At 64.0% G+C, this 17,125-nt stretch carries 13 protein-coding genes; 7 read left to right on the forward strand and 6 right to left on the reverse strand.

The window, feature by feature from the left end:
- Positions 1 to 2 precede the first annotated feature (2 nt).
- Both CTR2_RS04800 and CTR2_RS04805 read left to right on the forward strand, forming a co-directional pair.
- Complete coding sequence (locus CTR2_RS04800; RefSeq protein ID WP_087084872.1) at positions 3 to 1,583, forward strand: DHA2 family efflux MFS transporter permease subunit; 1,581 nt, start codon at positions 3 to 5, stop codon at positions 1,581 to 1,583.
- Positions 1,584 to 1,759: 176 nt separating this feature from the next.
- Entirely contained in the window at positions 1,760 to 4,237 is a 2,478-nt protein-coding gene (locus CTR2_RS04805; protein WP_087084871.1) for a UvrD-helicase domain-containing protein, read from the forward strand.
- Between the two features lie 68 nt (positions 4,238 to 4,305).
- Here CTR2_RS04805 and CTR2_RS04810 read toward each other — a convergent pair whose 3' ends face one another.
- From CTR2_RS04810 to CTR2_RS04825, 4 genes are all read right to left on the reverse strand, one after another.
- Positions 4,306 to 6,309 (reverse strand): PhoX family protein, encoded by a 2,004-nt coding sequence (locus tag CTR2_RS04810; protein ID WP_087084870.1) that lies wholly within the window; start codon positions 6,307 to 6,309, stop codon positions 4,306 to 4,308.
- A 230-nt stretch (positions 6,310 to 6,539) separates the two neighbouring features.
- Complete coding sequence (locus tag CTR2_RS04815) at positions 6,540 to 7,370, reverse strand: BPSS1780 family membrane protein (protein ID WP_034408545.1); 831 nt, start codon at positions 7,368 to 7,370, stop codon at positions 6,540 to 6,542.
- A 112-nt stretch (positions 7,371 to 7,482) separates the two neighbouring features.
- The gene (locus CTR2_RS04820) at positions 7,483 to 8,439 is read right to left on the reverse strand and encodes a homoserine kinase (RefSeq protein ID WP_087084869.1); all 957 of its coding nucleotides are present in this window, start codon (positions 8,437 to 8,439) and stop codon (positions 7,483 to 7,485) included.
- Positions 8,440 to 8,551: 112 nt separating this feature from the next.
- The gene (locus CTR2_RS04825) at positions 8,552 to 8,914 is read right to left on the reverse strand and encodes a hypothetical protein (protein ID WP_087084868.1); all 363 of its coding nucleotides are present in this window, start codon (positions 8,912 to 8,914) and stop codon (positions 8,552 to 8,554) included.
- Between the two features lie 100 nt (positions 8,915 to 9,014).
- Between CTR2_RS04825 and polA the strand changes: the two genes are divergently transcribed.
- The 5 genes from polA (at position 9,015) to CTR2_RS04850 (ending at position 15,137) form a co-directional block, all read left to right on the forward strand.
- On the forward strand, positions 9,015 to 11,828 hold the full coding sequence (polA, locus tag CTR2_RS04830) for a DNA polymerase I (RefSeq protein ID WP_087084867.1): 2,814 nt from the start codon (positions 9,015 to 9,017) through the stop codon (positions 11,826 to 11,828).
- A 154-nt stretch (positions 11,829 to 11,982) separates the two neighbouring features.
- Positions 11,983 to 12,663: an AzlC family ABC transporter permease gene (locus tag CTR2_RS04835; RefSeq protein WP_217896255.1), complete on the forward strand. Its 681-nt coding sequence runs from the start codon at positions 11,983 to 11,985 to the stop codon at positions 12,661 to 12,663.
- A complete protein-coding gene (locus tag CTR2_RS04840; RefSeq protein ID WP_087084865.1) occupies positions 12,660 to 12,971 on the forward strand; it encodes an AzlD domain-containing protein in 312 nt (103 codons plus the stop codon). The genes CTR2_RS04835 and CTR2_RS04840 overlap by 4 nt, the downstream gene beginning before the upstream one ends.
- A gap of 94 nt (positions 12,972 to 13,065) precedes the next feature.
- A complete protein-coding gene (locus tag CTR2_RS04845) occupies positions 13,066 to 13,971 on the forward strand; it encodes a dienelactone hydrolase family protein (protein WP_087084864.1) in 906 nt (301 codons plus the stop codon).
- Between the two features lie 200 nt (positions 13,972 to 14,171).
- Positions 14,172 to 15,137 carry a ZIP family metal transporter gene (locus CTR2_RS04850; RefSeq protein ID WP_087084863.1) on the forward strand — a complete coding sequence of 322 codons (966 nt, stop codon included), beginning with the start codon at positions 14,172 to 14,174 and terminating at the stop codon, positions 15,135 to 15,137.
- Between the two features lie 99 nt (positions 15,138 to 15,236).
- Here CTR2_RS04850 and CTR2_RS04855 read toward each other — a convergent pair whose 3' ends face one another.
- On the reverse strand, positions 15,237 to 16,010 hold the full coding sequence (locus CTR2_RS04855; protein WP_087084862.1) for a LytR/AlgR family response regulator transcription factor: 774 nt from the start codon (positions 16,008 to 16,010) through the stop codon (positions 15,237 to 15,239).
- The gene (locus CTR2_RS04860; protein WP_087084861.1) at positions 15,991 to 17,061 is read right to left on the reverse strand and encodes a sensor histidine kinase; all 1,071 of its coding nucleotides are present in this window, start codon (positions 17,059 to 17,061) and stop codon (positions 15,991 to 15,993) included. The genes CTR2_RS04855 and CTR2_RS04860 overlap by 20 nt, the downstream gene beginning before the upstream one ends.
- Between the last annotated feature and the right edge of the window lie 64 nt (positions 17,062 to 17,125).

Consider the following 17,125-nt stretch of genomic DNA (forward strand, 5'->3'; position numbering starts at 1 on the left):
TCATGAGCGATCACAACGCAAGTGCGGCCGCAGCGGCCGATGCGCCTGCCGTGCCCATGGCCGCCGGCATGGTGCCGCTGACGGGGGGCACGCTGTGGCTGGCGGCCCTGGTGCTGGCTGCGGCCAATTTCATGGCTGTGCTGGACATGACGGTGGCCAATGTCTCCGTGCCCAGCATCGCCGGCAATCTGGGCGCGACTACCAGCCAGGGCACCTGGGTCATCACCAGCTATGCGGTGGCCGAGGCCATCACCGTGCCGCTGACCGGCTGGCTGGCGGTGCGCTTCGGCGCGGTGCGCGTGTTTGCCACGGCCATGGGCCTGTTCGGTCTGGCATCGCTGCTGTGCGGCCTGGCCAATTCCCTGGGCATGCTGGTGTTCGCGCGTATCTTGCAGGGTCTGGCCGGCGGCCCGCTGATGCCGCTGTCCCAGTCGCTGCTGCTGCGCATCTTCCCGCCGCGCATGGCGCCTGCGGCCATCGGCCTGTGGTCCATGACCACGCTGATCGCCCCCGTGCTGGGCCCCATCGTGGGCGGCTGGATCTGCGACGAGTACACCTGGCACTGGATCTTCCTGATCAACATCCCGGTGGCCCTAGTCTGCGCGTTTGCGGTCTGGCATCTGGTCAGGCGCTACGAGCAGCCGCTGCTCAAGAACCCCATAGACACCGTGGGCCTGATTCTGCTCATCGTCTGGGTAGGCTCGCTGCAGCTGATGCTTGATGAAGGCAAGAACCTGGACTGGTTTGCCTCGCCCATGATCGTGGCACTGGCTGCGGTGGCCGTGGTGGGCTTTGCGGCCTTCATGATCTGGGAGCTGCATGCAGAGCACCCTATCGTGGATCTGCGCGTCTTCAGGCACCGCGGCTTTTCCATGGCCGTGCTGACTATCAGCCTCGCGTTTGCGGCCTTCTTCGCCGTCAATGTGCTCACGCCGCTGTGGCTGCAGAGCTTCATGGGCTACACGGCCACGCTGGCGGGTCTGGTCACGGCATGGACGGGGCTGTTCGCGCTGTTCGTGGCGCCGGCCGCGGCCGGGCTGGCGGCCAGGGTGGACCCGCGCCGGCTGATCTTTGGCGGCGTGTTCTGGATGGGGGTGATCACCTGCTGGCGGGCATTCGCCACGACGGACATGGGCTATTGGGACATCGCCCTGCCGCTGATGTTCATGGGGCTGGGTCTGCCGTTCTTCTTCATTCCGACCACCGGACTGGCGCTGGCCAGCGTGGAGCCGCAGGAGATGGACAACGCGGCCGGTCTGATGAACTTTCTGCGCACCCTGTCGGGCGCGGCCGCGGTCTCCGTGGTCAACACGGCCTGGGAGAACGGCACGACGCGCAAGCATGCAGAACTGGTGGGCCTGAGCGATGGCGGCGGCGAGGTGCTGCACGGGCTGCAGCAGTCGGGCATGAGTGCCGATGCGGCGCTGTCGGCGCTCGATCAGCTCGTCACCAGCCAGAGCGTGATGCTGGCCACCAACCAGATCATGTTCATCATCGCGGGCGGCTTTGTGCTGGCGGCCTGCGCGATCTGGCTGGCACCGAGGCCGACCCGCGTGGTCGATCCCGGTGCTGGCGGCCACTGAGTGCCGCGGCTTCAGTGAATTGATAGCTGCTTGCGATTGATATACATGAGTTTCAGATATGAAGATGTCTGAAACCTATATGCATCAGGCGCAAGCAGCTTTTCTTTCAGGAGCGTTATGCCGCGAAAGCAGCAGCAGATCGCAGGGAGTCGCCAGCATTTCTACAATGGGAGGCTATGTTCCCGATCGACCTGCTTGACTCCGCGCCAGACGGTGCAAATTCCGGGGCCAATCCCGCCTCTCACTCGCCCCTGCTGACCGGCCTCAATGACGAGCAGCTGGCCGCGGTGACCCTGCCTGCCGGCCATGCGCTGATTCTGGCCGGCGCCGGCTCGGGCAAGACGCGCGTGCTGACCACGCGCATCGCCTGGCTGCTGCAGACCGGGCAGGCCACGCCCGGCTCCATCATGGCCGTGACCTTCACCAACAAGGCCGCCAAGGAGATGCTGACGCGCCTGTCGGCCATGCTGCCCTACAACGTGCGCGGCATGTGGATAGGCACGTTTCACGGCCTGTGCAACCGTCTGCTGCGTGCCCACTACCAGGCCGCCAGGCTGCCGCAGGCGTTCCAGATTCTGGACACCCAGGATCAGCTCTCGGCCATCAAGCGCCTGTGCAAGCAGTTCAATGTGGATGACGAGCGCTTTCCGCCCAAGCAGCTGATGTACTTCATCGCGGGCTGCAAGGAAGAGGGCATGCGCCCCGGTGATGTGCAGGCGCTCGACCCCGACACGCGCAAAAAGGTCGAGATCTATCAGCTCTACGAAGAGCAATGCCAGCGTGAAGGTGTGGTCGATTTCGGCGAGCTGATGCTGCGCAGCTACGAGTTGCTGCGTGACGACGCCCATCTGCGCCATCATTACCAGCGCCGCTTCCAGCATATTCTGGTGGACGAGTTCCAGGACACCAACAAGCTGCAGTACCAGTGGCTCAAGCAACTGGCGGGCGACGATGTGGGCGGGCGCTACGAGTCGGCCGCCAGCGTGATTGCCGTGGGCGACGACGACCAGAGCATCTATGCCTTTCGCGGCGCACGCGTGGGCAATATGGCGGACTTCATCCGCGAGTTCGACGTCAAAAACCAGATCAAGCTGGAGCAGAACTACCGCTCCTTCAGCAACATCCTCGATTGCGCCAATGCGCTGATCAGCCACAACAGCAACCGTCTGGGCAAGAACCTGCGCACCAGCCAGGGCCCGGGCGAGCCGGTGCGCATCTACGAAGCACCCAGCGATCTGGCCGAGGCCGCGTGGATGGTCGACGAGATCAAGCAACTGGTCAGAAACGATGGCTTCACGCGCCAGGAAATCGCCGTGCTCTACCGCAGCAATGCGCAGAGCCGGGTGATCGAATCGGCCCTGTTCAACTCCAAAATTCCCTACCGGGTCTACGGCGGCCTGCGCTTTTTCGAGCGTGCCGAAATCAAGCACGCCCTGGCCTATCTGCGCCTGCTGGAGAACCCGCACGACGACACCAGTTTCCTGCGCGTGGTGAACTTCCCCGCACGCGGCATCGGCGCGCGCACGATCGAAGTCCTGCAGGACACGGCGCGCAGCAGCGGCACTTCGCTGAGCGACGCCGTCACCGCCGTGGGCGGCGCGGCCGGCACCAAGCTGCAGGGCTTTGTGGCACAGATCGATGTGCTGCGCGAGCAGACGCAAGGTCGCACGCTGCGTGAAATCATCGAAACCGTGGAAGAGCAAAGCGGGCTGATCGAGCATTACCGCAACGAGAAGGAAGGCGCGGACCGCATCGAGAACTTGCAGGAACTGGTCACGGCTGCCGAGAGCTTTGTGACCCAGGAAGGCTTTGGCCGCGATGCCGTGGCCATGCCGCTGGACGAGCAGCAGCATGCGCCGCAGCTGAGCCAGTCGCCTGTCAGCCAGGGGCTGGACCCGAATCAGCCCCTGGTGGACGAGGCGCTCAGGGCGCCGGCCGGTACGGCGGCCTCCATGGTCAATGCCGACACCGGCGAGACACTGTCGCCGCTGCAGGCCTTTCTGGTGCACGCGGCGCTGGAGGCTGGCGACAACCAGGCCCAGGCCGGCCAGGATGCCGTGCAGCTGATGACCGTGCATGCCTCCAAGGGCCTGGAGTTCGACGCCGTGTTCATCGGCGGCGTCGAGGAAGGCCTGTTCCCGCACGAGAACGCCATGATGGACCGTGGCGGCCTGGAGGAGGAGCGGCGCCTGGCCTATGTGGCCATCACGCGTGCGCGCAAGCGTCTGTATCTGAGCCATTCGCAGACGCGCATGCTGCATGGCCAGACGCGCTACAACGTCAAGAGCCGCTTCTTTGACGAGCTGCCTGAGGAAGCGCTCAAGTGGATCACGCCGCGGCAGAGCGGCTTTGGCAGCTTCGCCCCTTCTTCAGGCGCTGGTGGCGCCTGGGGATCAAGGGCTGGAGGTCAATACGGCTCGGGCTGGGGCGGCAAGCAGACCGAAGTCTTTGCCAGCCCGCCCGTGCCGCTGCAAAAGGCCGAGCCCGCGCACGGCATCAAGGCCGGTATCGCGGTGTTCCACAACAAGTTCGGCGAGGGCAAGGTGCTGGCGGTGGAAGGCACGGGTGACGATGCGCGCGCACAGGTCAGCTTTGGCCGTCATGGCACCAAGTGGCTGGCGCTGGCGATTGCCAAGCTGACGATCGTGGACTGAGGCATAGCGCCTTTGCCCAGGAAAAAGCCGCCTTGTAGAAGGCGGCTTTTTTTATGAGGCGTTGGCGCTTATTTGGCGCTGAGCTTCATCTGGGCGGGCGAGGCCGTGATGTAGCCCACGGCGGAGCCGAACTTGTCCTTGTAGTTGGCCTTGATCAGCGGATCCAGCTGGGTCTTGACGTTGGCGTGGATGCCACCCCAGTCGCCAGCGTGCTGGAAGTTGCTCATGATGTAGGTCCAGCCGTTGATTTCGTCCACGGCATGCAGGCCCGTGGATTCACCACCTGCGGGCACGGACAGCACGCGCGACAGCTGCTTGGTGTCCACGTTGTAGGCCCACATGAAGTTGTTGACGTGCTGGCTGCTGTCCTCGCCGATGAACAGGGTGCGCATCTTTTCCGAGAACTTGAGGTTGTCGGGGTTGGCAATCTTGTTGGGGTTGGCGGTGTTGCCCAGGGCGTCGCCCTTGAGGGTCTTGCCGTCGGTGTCCAGCAGATCTTCGCCAGCCAGCAGGGGGGCGGTGTCCACGGGCATCCATTCGCTGCTGATGGCTGCGCCGTCGGTATCCTTCTGGCCACCCTTGAGGTTCAGCGCCATGACCACGCCTGCCACCAGCTGCTTGGGCACGGAGACGCCGTTGCCTGCCACGTTGGCGGCATTGCCGGCCACCATGGAGGACTGCACGTTCTGCAGGGCGGAGTAGGCGATCTTGTCCTTGGCGTTGACGGTCGTGCCTTCCATCTTGGTGAAGCCCAGGCTGGCACCCTTGAAGGCGGCATAGCGATGGGTTTCGAGGAAGGCGGCGGCCTTGTCCATGCCGGCGTTGATCTTGATCCACTCGGTCTTGCCGTTGGTCACGATCTTGGTGTAGCTGGAGTCGTTGGGGTCGGCCTTGAGCACGGTCATGATGTCCGCAGGCTGGAGCGTGTTGGCCAGGTTCTCGATATCGGCGCTGGTGGCAGAACCCAGCTTGATCCACGTCAGGGGTGCAGCGCTCTTGGCTGCAGGGTCGATGGAGAAGCCCGCGCCGACCTTGGCGGCATACAGCGTGCCCGAGGACAGGTCTTTTTCCTTGTCGGCCACGAAGACGAAATAGCCGCTGTTGGTGGCGTCGTCACCCATCAGCGCAGTGCGCTGGTCGGGCATGACCTGCACCAGCTCATGCGAGATGCGGCCCATGCAGAAGTGCTTCTTGATGGTGGCCGTGCCGTCGACATTGACGATCACTTCGGGCATGTGGCCGTAGTGGTAGGGGTTGGCCTTGTTCTTGTCGCCATACAGGTTCTCGCTGTAAGCTTGGAACATGGTGTTGCTGGCGATGCTGAAGGCATCGGGCTCGTACTCTTCCGACGACAGATGGGTACCCCAGGGCGACAGGCTGGCACCGCAGGTGATCCACAGACCGTGGACCTTGGAGGTGTCCACGTTGTGGTACTTGACCAGGCTCAGCTTGCCGGTGGTCTGGTCCTGGTCCAGCGTCAGCACGGCGATGGGCGAGGGCAGCTTGCCGTACATGTCGGTTTTGCCGTCCTGGGCCCAGGTGGTGTACTCGAACTGCACCACGGCGAAGACGGGTTTGCCCTTGACGCCATCCACCTTGGCATTGGGCACGGTCAGCAGCGAGGTGCCGTCGGGCGAATCGGAGAAGAAGTGGCGCTCTTTGCCTGCGACCGTCTTGTCGATGATCTTGTTGTTGTAGATGTCGTAGTAGCCACCGGCCAGCACCTGGTCGCCCTTGCCGTTGGAGACCATGTCGCCGGTCACGAAGAAAGGCTGGTAGCCCAGATCGTAGACCTGTTCGCTCTTGTCGTCGAAAGCGACCTTGAGCTGGGACGCCGCATACATGGTCGCCATCTTGTCAGGGGTGCTCAGCGTAGGCGCGGCCATGCTGGTGAAGGTGGCGGAAACATAATTCTTGGTGACAGGAGGCGTTGTCGGCGTTGTGTTGTCATCGTCTCCACCACCACATGCGGCCAGCAGGCTGGATGCGGACACGACCGAACCCAGTGGGAGCAGAGGAGCGCCGGAAAAGAGTTGCAGGGCCTTACGACGGCTGAGCAGATTTTGTGCCATGAGAGTTTCGCAGTGTGGGGTGAAGCGCAGACTTGGGGCCGCGCTGAATTGGATGAATGCCAGGACATGAGATGCATGCCTTGGTCAGTCCTGCGAATCCTAGGAAACGAATATGACAGTGCCGTGGCGGCTTGATGACGCCGGGATGAATGATCTGCTGGGCGGGCCTGTGTTCAGCCCATAAAAAAGCCCCGACCTGGGTCGGGGCTGGTGCTGGGCAGTGCTCGAGCTTAGGAATCCGATGATGGCGGCGCTGTGCCCGACGAGGAGTCGGTCAGAGTCTGGTCGTCATCGGGCGGGCTGAAGCTGTCACGGAAGGTAAACACAATCGAGGTAAAAAAGATGGCTGCCAGCATCAGTGCCGTTGCCACCATCAGGCCACCGGCAATGCTGCCGATGAGCATGGCCAGGATGCCGGTCACGATGGCCAGGGCCATACCGGAGACGATGAACACGCCGATCCAGCAGACACCGAACACCAGATAGGCACCGATATTGCGAATGCAGCCGACAAAGCTGAAGAACAGCGATTTGACGGGGCTGATGCCATGCCAGTGGATGAGCGCCGGAGCATGCCAGAAGGCCAGCGACAGCGGCAGGTAGAGAAACATGCTCAGCCACATGGCGGACTGGAACTCGGGCTCTTCGGCCAGTTCGCGGGTCATGGGAGTCTGACCCAGGTAGACGCTGGCAAACGTGCCGCCGTCCACAAGGCTGGAGGCACCGATGATGAGCAAAAAGCCTGCGGCATAGAGGCCGCCCAGCATCAGCATGGAGTGCAGATGCTGGCTGCCGGAGCGGAAAGCCACCAGCAGCAGCGCCGGTGTGGGCTTGCGGCCGTGGGCGGCTTCGGATGCCGCGACCATCATGGTCAGCGAGATGCATGGCAGCAGTGCCAGTGCAATGACGGGGCCGATCAGCGGCAGGGCCGAGATCAGAGACATGCTGGCCATGCCCAGAAAGAACAGGGCGGCCAGGGCCAGGGGCTGGCTTTTGAAGGTGCGCAGGCCCTGCAGCACCCATTGCAGACCGGTGCCGGGTGGAACGATTTGAAGTTTCATGGAAGAGGCTGAAATACTTTTGCGAGAGCGTGCAAAAGTCGCTTCTTGCACTGTACCCGAGACGGCTGAGCGGGGCCATCAAAAGCCCCGGAGCAATCAGCTTGCCTGGTACTCAGTCCAGCGTCAGCGGATGTGCGATGCGCTGGCTCAGCACACGCTCGAAGTGGGTGGGGTCGTGAGGCTGCAGCAGTGCGGCTTCACGCGGCAGATGGAAGTCCCAGAGGCGGGAGATCCAGAAACGCAGGGCGCCGGCACGCAACTGGGCGTTGAGCAACTCGCGCTCGGGCCCGGTCAGCGGACGCACGGCCTGGTAGGCCGCAAGCATGGCTTTGGCGCGCTCGGCATCATGTGCACCTGTTGCGTGATCGATACACCAATCGTTGAGGCAGACCGCAAGATCGAAGAGCCAGGTGTCCACGCCCGCGAAATAGAAGTCGAAAAAGCCGGTCAGCCGGTCGCCGTCGAACATCACGTTGTCGCGGAACAAGTCCGCATGGATGGGGCCGCGCGGCAGGGCTGCATAGCTGGCCGAGGCGGCGACATGGTTCTGATAGGCCAACTCGGCGCGCAGCATGGCGGCGGTTTCCTCGCCCAGATGGGGCAGGACCACGGGCACGGTTTCATTCCACCAGGGCAGGCCGCGCAGATTGGGCTGCTGGCGGTTGTAGTCCTGACCGGCCAGGTGCATGCGCGCCAGCATCTCGCCCACGGCAGCGCAGTGCACGGCAGCCGGGGTCAGCTGGCTCTTGCCGGCCAGGCGGTTGACGATGGATGCGGGCTTGCCGCAGACCTTGAGCAGAATGTCACCGCTGCGTGTCTCGCCCTGCGGGTCCGGCACGGGAATCCCGGCTTGTGCCAGATGCTTCATCAGGTACAGGTAAAAAGGCAGCTGCTCGGCACTCAGGCGCTCGAACAGTGTCAGCACCCACTCTCCCTGGTCGGTCGTCAGAAAATAGTTGGTGTTTTCAATACCGCCTTGAATGCCGCGCAATTCCTTGAACGCGCCTAGGGACATGCGGCGCAGCAGCTCGCGCGCATCTTTATCGGAAACTTCGGTGAAAACAGCCATGGTGAATACGCCGGTCTGGGGCGACCGACCGAACTAGCGGGGAGAAGGTGTCTATATGCAACAGGGCAGTGAAGCACTGCCCTGTCATGAATGGGGAAAAGCGCGCAGCGCTTCAGAATTTGATGAAATTCCAGACGCGGGTGCCCGTGGTGTCGCCGCTGTTGTTGTCGCGGTTGCGGGCTGCGCGGGCGCCGTCGTTGGACTGCACCTCGTACTCGGGCATGGAGCCTACCTTGGGTTGCACGGTGATGCTCTGGGTCTGACCGCCCACACGGGTTTCATCCACACGGCTGCCAGCATCTTCCACGCGGATATGTTCGATCCGCTGGTTGTGCTTGCCGGTCGGCGCCGCGTTGTCCTGCTGACCCTGGGGCGCAGGAGCGACCACGGCATTGGCCGGAGCAGGGGTGGGGGACTGGGCCAGAACGGATCCGGCAGCCAGGCTCAGGATGATGAAAAGTGGTGCAGCGCGCATGATGCATAGATTGTAGGGCGACTTCGAATTGTCCCACCAGGCGCAGCCTGTCTTTGGGCTGCAGACCGCAGGAGCCGGGCACGCGTGCACAATCCGGGGTATGAGCAATTCCAAGACCCTGGTGCTGGTGGACGGCTCCAGCTACCTCTACCGCGCCTACCATGCCATGCCCGATCTGCGGGCGATTCCCGGCGACCCGGCCAGCCCGGCCACGGGTGCCATCCGCGGCATGGTGAACATGATGCAGGCGCTGAGGAAGGACGTGCAGGCCGATTACGCCGTCTGCGTGTTCGATGCCTCGGGGCCTACCTTCCGCGACGAGATGTACACCGAGTACAAGGCCACGCGCTCGCCCATGCCCGACGACCTGCGCAGCCAGATCGAGCCCATCCACGAGGTGGTGGCCATGCTGGGCTGGAAGGTGGTGGCCGTGCCCGGCGTGGAAGCCGACGACGTGATCGCCACGCTGGCGCAGACTGCGGCGGCCCAGGGCATCAACGTGATCGTCTCCAGCGGCGACAAGGATTTGAGCCAGCTGGTGGGCGAGCATGTGACCATCATCGACACCATGAATGGCAAGAAGCGCGACGTGGCCGGGGTGACGGCCGAATTCGGCGTGCCGCCGGCGCTGATGATCGACTACCAGGCCCTGGTGGGCGACACCGTGGACAACGTGCCCGGCGTGACCAAGGTCGGGCCCAAGACCGCCGCCAAGTGGCTGGAGGAGCATGGTTCGCTGGACAATCTGATCGCCCATGCCGCAGATATCAAGGGCGTTGCCGGTCAGAATCTGCGCGATGCGATTGCCAGCGGTCAGCTGGCGCTGAGCCGCCAGCTGGTGACCATGAAGACCGATTGCGATCTGACCGCCTACATCGATGGCCTGCCGCAGCTTGATGCCGTCACGCTGGCCGAGCCCGATAGCGCAGCGCTTGCGCCCTTCTACGAGAAATACGGCTTCAAGGGGCTGGTGCGCACGCTGGGCGCCACGGCGGCCGAAGCCAAGGCGGCCAAGCCCAGCAAGGCTGCCAAGGTCGATAGTGCTCAGGGCGGCCTGTTCGATGCAGATGACGCGGCGACTACCGAAGTCGCCGTGGCGGCCCAGCAGCGCGATGTGCTCTACACCACGATTCTGAGCGAGGCCCAGTTCGACGAATGGCTGGCCAAGATCAGCGCCGCCGAGCTGACGGCGCTGGATACCGAGACCGATTCGCTGGACGAGATGGTGGCCCGTATCGTCGGTATCTCCTTCAGCGTGGCCGTGGGCGAGGCCGCCTATATTCCGCTGCGCCACGAAGGCATGGACGTGCCCGAGCAGCTGGATATGGACATGGTGCTGGCCAGGCTCAAGCCCTGGCTGGAAGATGCGTCCAGGAAGAAGCTGGGCCAGCATGTCAAATATGACCAGCATGTGTTTGCCAACCACGGCATCACCGTGCGCGGCTATGCGCACGACACCATGCTACAGTCCTATGTGCTCGAAGCCGACCGCCCGCACAGTCTGACCAGCCTGGCGCTGCGCCATGTGAATCGCAGCGGCATCAGCTACGAGGACCTGTGCGGCAAGGGCAAGAGCCAGATTCCGTTTGCCCAGGTGCCCGTGGACAAGGCTGCGGCGTACAGCTGCGAGGATTCCGACCAGACGCTGGATGTGCATCACACCTTGTGGCCGCGCATCCAGGCCCATGCCGGGCTGCTGCATATCTACGAGCTGGAAATGCAGACCAGCGAAGCGCTGCTGCGCATAGAGCGCAATGGCGTGAGCATCGATGCGGGCGAGCTGGCACGCCAGAGCAACGATCTGGGCGCACGCATACTGAAGCTCGAGGAAGAGGCTTACGAGATTGCGGGCCAGCCCTTCAATCTGTCCTCGCCCAAGCAGCTGGGCGAGATCTTCTTCGACAAGCTGGGCATGCCCGTCGTGAAGAAGACCGCCACCGGCGCGCGCAGCACGGACGAGGAAGTGCTGGAGAAGCTGGCCGAGGACTATCCGCTGCCCGCCAAGCTGCTCGAACACCGCTCGCTGTCCAAGCTCAAGGGCACCTACACCGACAAGCTGGCGCAGATGGCCTTGCCCAGCGATGGCCGCGTGCACACCCACTACGCCCAGGCCGTGGCGGTGACGGGGCGCCTGTCCAGCAATGACCCCAATCTGCAGAACATTCCCGTGCGCACGCCCGAAGGCCGCCGCGTGCGCGAAGCCTTTGTGGCACCCGAGGGCAAGCTGATTGCCAGCGCCGACTATTCGCAGATCGAGCTGCGCATCATGGCTCATCTGTCGGGCGACGAGGCCCTGCTGAGCGCCTTCAAGAACGGCCTGGACGTGCACCGTGCGACGGCGGCCGAAGTCTTCGGCGTGAGTGTGGACGAGGTCAGCAGCGAGCAGCGCCGCTATGCCAAGGTGATCAATTTCGGCCTGATCTACGGCATGAGCAGCTTCGGCCTGGCCAAGAACCTGGGCATTGAAACCAAGGCGGCGGCTGCCTATATCGACAAGTACTTCCAGCGCTATCCCGGCGTGAAGCGCTATATGGACCAGACCGTGGAGCTGGCCCACGCCCAGGGCTATGTGGAGACCGTCTTTGGTCGCCGCCTGGTGTTGCCCGAGATCAACGGCGGCAACGGCCCGCGCAAGAAAGCGGCCGAGCGCGCCGCCATCAACGCCCCCATGCAGGGCACGGCGGCCGATCTGATCAAGAAGGCCATGGTGGCCGTGCAGGCCAGGCTGGATGCCGAAAAGCCCGAGGTGCTGGTCATCATGCAGGTGCATGACGAACTGGTGTTCGAACTGCCCGAGTCCGCCAGGGACTGGGTGCAGGCCGAGATCCCTTCCATCATGGCCGGCGTGGCCGACCTGTCCGTGCCGCTGCTGGCCGAGATCGGCTTTGGCAGCAGCTGGGAAAAGGCGCATTGAGCTTTTCACCCAAAGGCGCGCCTATGGTGGCTCCTTAAAAAAGAGAGCTGCTTGCGCTCTTTGAAAAAGCACTTCAGGTTGTTTTTGACCTGAAGTGCTTTGTTTGCAGGCGCTATAAGCTCCTGAATTGTTTTAGGTTGTTGCGGGAAATATCTTGTTCAAAGGCTTTGCAATGACGCCCGCCGTGCGCATGGGGCTGTCGATTTCGGTGGCGACGGGGCTGTACGGCATCTCCTTCGGCGCGCTGTCCGTGGCGGCGGGCCTCAGCCTCTGGCAGACCATGGCGCTGAGTGCGCTGATGTTCACGGGCGGTTCGCAGTTCGCCTTCATCGGCGTGGTTGCGGGCGGCGGCAGCGGCATGGCGGCCGTGAGCGCGGCCTCGCTGCTGGGCGTGCGCAATGCCATCTACGGCATGCAGATGAGCCGCCTGCTGGGCGTCACAGGGCTGCAGCGCTGGCTGGCGGCGCATTGGACGATCGACGAATCCGCGGCCACGGCATCGGGGCAGGAAGAGCTGACCGAGCAGCGGCGCGGCTTCTGGGTCGCAGGGGCGGGCGTGTTTGTGCTCTGGAATCTGTTCACCTTGCTGGGCGCGCTGATGGGCAATGCGTTGGGCGACACGCGCCGTTTCGGTCTCGACGGGGCGGCCGTGGCGGCCTTTCTCGGCCTGCTCTGGCCGCGCCTGAATGCGCGCGAGCCGGTGGCGCTGGCGTTGGGTTGCGGGCTGGTCACGGCCCTGGCCATACCCTGGGTGCCCGCAGGCGTGCCGATTCTGCTGGCCGCGGCCCTGGGTGCCTTCTGGGGCTGGGTGCGCCCTTCGGAGGCCGAGCAATGACGCTGTCCCTGTGGCACTGGATTTTGCTGGCCTGTGCGCTGGCCTTTGTGACCAAGCTGCTGGGCTACAGCCTGCCCGAGCGCTGGATGCGCAGCCCGCGCATGGCCCAGGTCGCTGCCTGTCTGACGGTGGCGCTGCTGGCTTCGCTGACGGTGATGAACACCCTGGCCAGCGGCACGCGCATCGGTCTTGATGCGCGCCTGGGCGCCTTGCTGGTGGCGGCGCTGGCCCTGTGGCTGCGGGCACCGTTCCTGCTGGTGGTGATTCTGGGGGCCGTGGCTGCGGCGCTGCTGCGCTGGCTGGCCTGAGGTGGCTGCAACGCACTGGCCTTAGACTGCATGGCCAGCCCGGCTTGCTGCGCGGGCCGGACTGGCTTGTGATTCCATCAACCAAGGAGGATCCATGAAGTACGAAGACATCGCTCAGGATATGCAGGGGTTGCTTGGCGGCCGCGCCGATGCCCTGCCCAGCCGCCGCACGGCTTTGCGTGCGGCCCTGGGGGCCGGCCTGGGCGTGGGCTATGCCTGCGCCGCTGGCCCGGTCATGGCACAGACGGCCATCAAGACCCCGGTCGATGGCCTGACGGCGGGTGAGGTCAGCATCGATGTCAAAGGCTTCAAGCTGCCGGCCTACCGGGCCATGCCTGCGGGCAAGCAGAATCTGCCCGTGGTGCTGGTGATCTCGGAAATCTTCGGCGTGCACGAATACATTGCCGATACCTGCCGCCGCCTAGCTCGTGCCGGCTATCTGGCGATAGCGCCCGACCTGTTCGTGCGCCAGGGCGATCCCATGGCCTATGCTGAGATGGCCAAGCTCATGAGCGAGGTGATCGCCAAGGTGCCCGATGCCCAGGCCATGGGCGATCTGGACGCTGCCGTGCAATGGGCAGGCACCCAGGGCGGCGACACCAAGAAGCTGGCCATCACCGGCTTTTGCTGGGGCGGGCGCATCACCTGGCTGTATGCCGCACATGCCCCGCTCAAGGCCGGCGTGGCCTGGTACGGGCGTCTGCAGGGCAACAAGAACGATTTGCAGCCCAGCTATCCGCTGGATCTGGTGGGGCAGCTCAAGGCACCTGTGCTGGGCCTGTACGGCGGCAAGGACACGGGCATTCCGCTGGAGTCGGTCGAGGCCATGAAGGCCGCGCTCAAGACCGGCTCTGCGGCGGCCAGGGCCTCGGAATTCGTGATCTTCCCCGAGGCGCCCCATGCCTTCCATGCCGACTACCGCCCCAGCTACCGCGAGCAGGCCGCACAGGACGGCTGGACGCGCATGCTGACCTGGTTCAACCAGCATGGCGTGGCCTGATGCCTCATACGCTGAAATTTTCGGCCCGGGGGGCTTGACAGCTTTGCTAAGGTGAAAGAAGTCCCGGCATGCCATGCACGTCATGCGCATCCGGGGCTGACGGTATGGGGATAGTCGCAAGCGGGCCGCGTTGGGCGGCGCATTCTGCGAAAATCCTCAAGATTCGCCTGTAAAAGGTTGCGGTTAAGCCATATAAAGCTATGACATTGGTAGCAATTATTCTGGCCACCCTGGCTGCTGGTATCGGCAGTGTCTGGGTGGCCGCGTTGTTGATGAGTCTGGGAGGGGGGCGCACGCCAGGGCTGATGCCCCAGCGTCTGCTGAGCCTGGCTGCGGGAGCCTTGCTCGCCACGGCCTTCATGCATTTGCTGCCCGAAGCGTTCGAGAGCCACGGCAGTTCCCATGATCTGTTCGTGGTGCTGCTGATCGGGTTGGTGTTTTTCTTTTTGCTGTCCAAGGCCGAGCTCTGGCACCATGGCCATGAGCATTCGCATGGCGATGCCCACCAGCCTGTGGCCGTGCACCATGCTCACGGTCATGGCCACGACCATCAGCATGGTCACGCCCACCATGACCATGGCGAGCACGCGCATGGTCACAGCCATGGCAAGGGCGGCTGGGCCATTCTGACGGGCGACAGCGTGCATTGTTTTGGCGATGGCGTGCTGATTGCATCGGCTTTCGTGGCCGATATCCGTCTGGGCCTGATTGCCGCCCTGTCGGTGCTGGCGCACGAGGTGCCTCACCACATGGGCGATATCGTGGTGCTGCGCCAGTCCAGCAGCAATCGCCGCGTGGCGCTGATCAAGGTGTCCATGGCGGGAGCCGTGACCACGCTGGGCGGGGTGGCCGGCTATTTCCTGATCGGTCAGCTGCACGAGCTGCTGCCGTATTTCCTGGTCGTTGCGTCGAGCAGCTTCATCTATGTGGCGCTGGCCGACCTGATTCCCCAGCTGCAAAAGCGCCTGAGCGCCAAGGAAACCGCAGCTCAGGTTTTCTGGCTGCTGCTGGGCATCGTCATCGTGACGGTGATGAGCGGTGCGGCGCACAACCATGGACACGAGCATGAGCACGATCATGGCGCCGAGGTCGGGCATTCGCACGAGCCCGCCCCCGCCCCAGCGCCCGCGGCTGCCCATGAAGCGGCGCACAAGCATGAGCATTGATGGCGCGTGCGGCACAGAAAAAACCGGCTGGAAGCCGGTTTTTTCATTCAGGAAATGTCTCACGACTTACGCAAAGCGGGTTCAGGCTAGACGACTGAATCAGGAGGCAGGCTGTTGCAGCACTCTTGTTTGCGTAAGTCCTATATCTTTGAGCTCGGTCTTGACCGCCGCCAGCTGGCGGCGCGAGACCGGCAGCAGCTCGCTCACGCCCTGCAGGCGCAGGCCCCAGCCTTCGCCTTCCTGCGGGTCGTCATATTTCTCGAGGCCGCGCAGGGCCGCACGCAGCACCAGGGCGTTGCGGTGTATGCGCAGCAGGTGCTCGCCATGGCGGGTTTCGAGATCGGCCAGCGCTCCGTCGAGGATGTAGTTGCGCTGCACGGTGCGCACGGTGATGTATTTCTGCTCGGCCTTGAGAAAGCGCACCTCGGACAGCGGCAGCCGCAGCGTGCCGCCGCGCTCCTGGATCAGCAGCACGGGACCGTTGTCGACGACGCTGCGCATGCTCAGTGCGCGCTCGGCCTTTTGCAGCGATTGCTGCAGGCGCTCCAGGCGTACGGGCTTGGTCAGATAGTCCACTGCATCGAGCTCGAAAGCCTGTAGCGCATGGCTGGAATGCGCTGTCACGAAGACGATGGCGGGCGGGTTGGGCAGTTCGGCCAGAGCCGCTGCCAGTTGCAGCCCGTTGTGGCCCGGCATGTGAATGTCCAGCAGCACCAGTTGCACCGAGGCCGGCTGTGCGGCCTGCAGCATCTGCAGGGCTTGTTCGCCATCGGCGGCTTCCTGGATATGGTGCGGGCCATGTGCGCAGTCGCCGAGCAGAGTGCGCAGCCTGGTGCGGGCCAGGGCTTCGTCATCAACGATCAGAATGTGCATGGCGGGATTGTCCCGGTTTTGGGTCGGTCTGCAGCAAAGGCACGCTCAGGCGCACCACATACAGCCCGTCGCGTACCTTGGCGCTGAAGCTGCCTTGCAGGTCGTGCAGCAGCGACAGCCTGGCCTTGACATTGTCCAGGGCCATGCCATGGCCCGTGCTTTGATGCTCGGCGCTGGCCGGCGGCAAGGTGTTGATGATCTGGATCAGCGCCTCGTTGCCGCGTCTTTCGGTGCGGACCTGCAGCTTGCCGCCGCGCGCATTGGGCTCCACGCCGTGACGGATGGCGTTCTCCACCAGCGGCTGCAGCAGCAGCGGCGGCAGCAGCGCTCCGTGCACGCTTTCATCGAGCTGCCACTGCATCTGCAGCCGCTCGCCAAAGCGAACCTGCTCTATGGACAGATAGCGCTGGGCCAGCTCTATCTCCTGCGCCAGCGTGGTGGTCAGATGGGGTTCGGCCAGCGCATAGCGAAACAGGTCGCTGAGGTCCTCGAGCAAGGCCTCGGCCTTGGCGGGTTCGGCACGCACCAGCGCAATCGCGCTGTTAAGGGTGTTGAACAGAAAATGCGGTCTGATGCGTGACTGCAGCTCGGTGAGACGGGCCTGGGTCTGCGCCGGCGTGTTGCCGCGCGCGCGCAGCACCAGTGCCGTCACCAGCAGCGCGGCTAGCAGGCCTCCCGTGACGGCACTGGCCAGCCAGGGGGCTTTGGCTATGCCTATGAAGAACAGCATGCCGCAGGCGTAAAGGCCTGCGAGGGCACCCAGCAGCACGCCGGCCAGATACTGGCCGCGCGTGCTCAGGCGCTGCAACTGGTGCTTGAGGCTGCAGGCCGCTATCAGCCAGACCAGGGTGCCGGGCAGGCAAGCCCCGGTGAGCAGGGCGGCGCTGGAAAACCACTCCCAGAGCGAGTCCGCGCCATAGATGGCGGCCGTGCTCACCACCACTTGTACAAACAGCACGGCGCGCAGGACCACACCGGCATTGCAGGCGTCGAACACCAGGACCGTGCGGGCCGAGGAGGGTGTGGCGGCGATGAGCGGTGAAATGGGCACGGGCGGTCGGGCGCAGGACGGTGTTTGGGATGCAGACTGGGGCGAACTGAAAATGCACCAAGGG

Source organism: Comamonas thiooxydans (genome assembly GCF_002157685.2).
GTDB lineage: Bacteria > Pseudomonadota > Gammaproteobacteria > Burkholderiales > Burkholderiaceae_C > Comamonas > Comamonas testosteroni_H.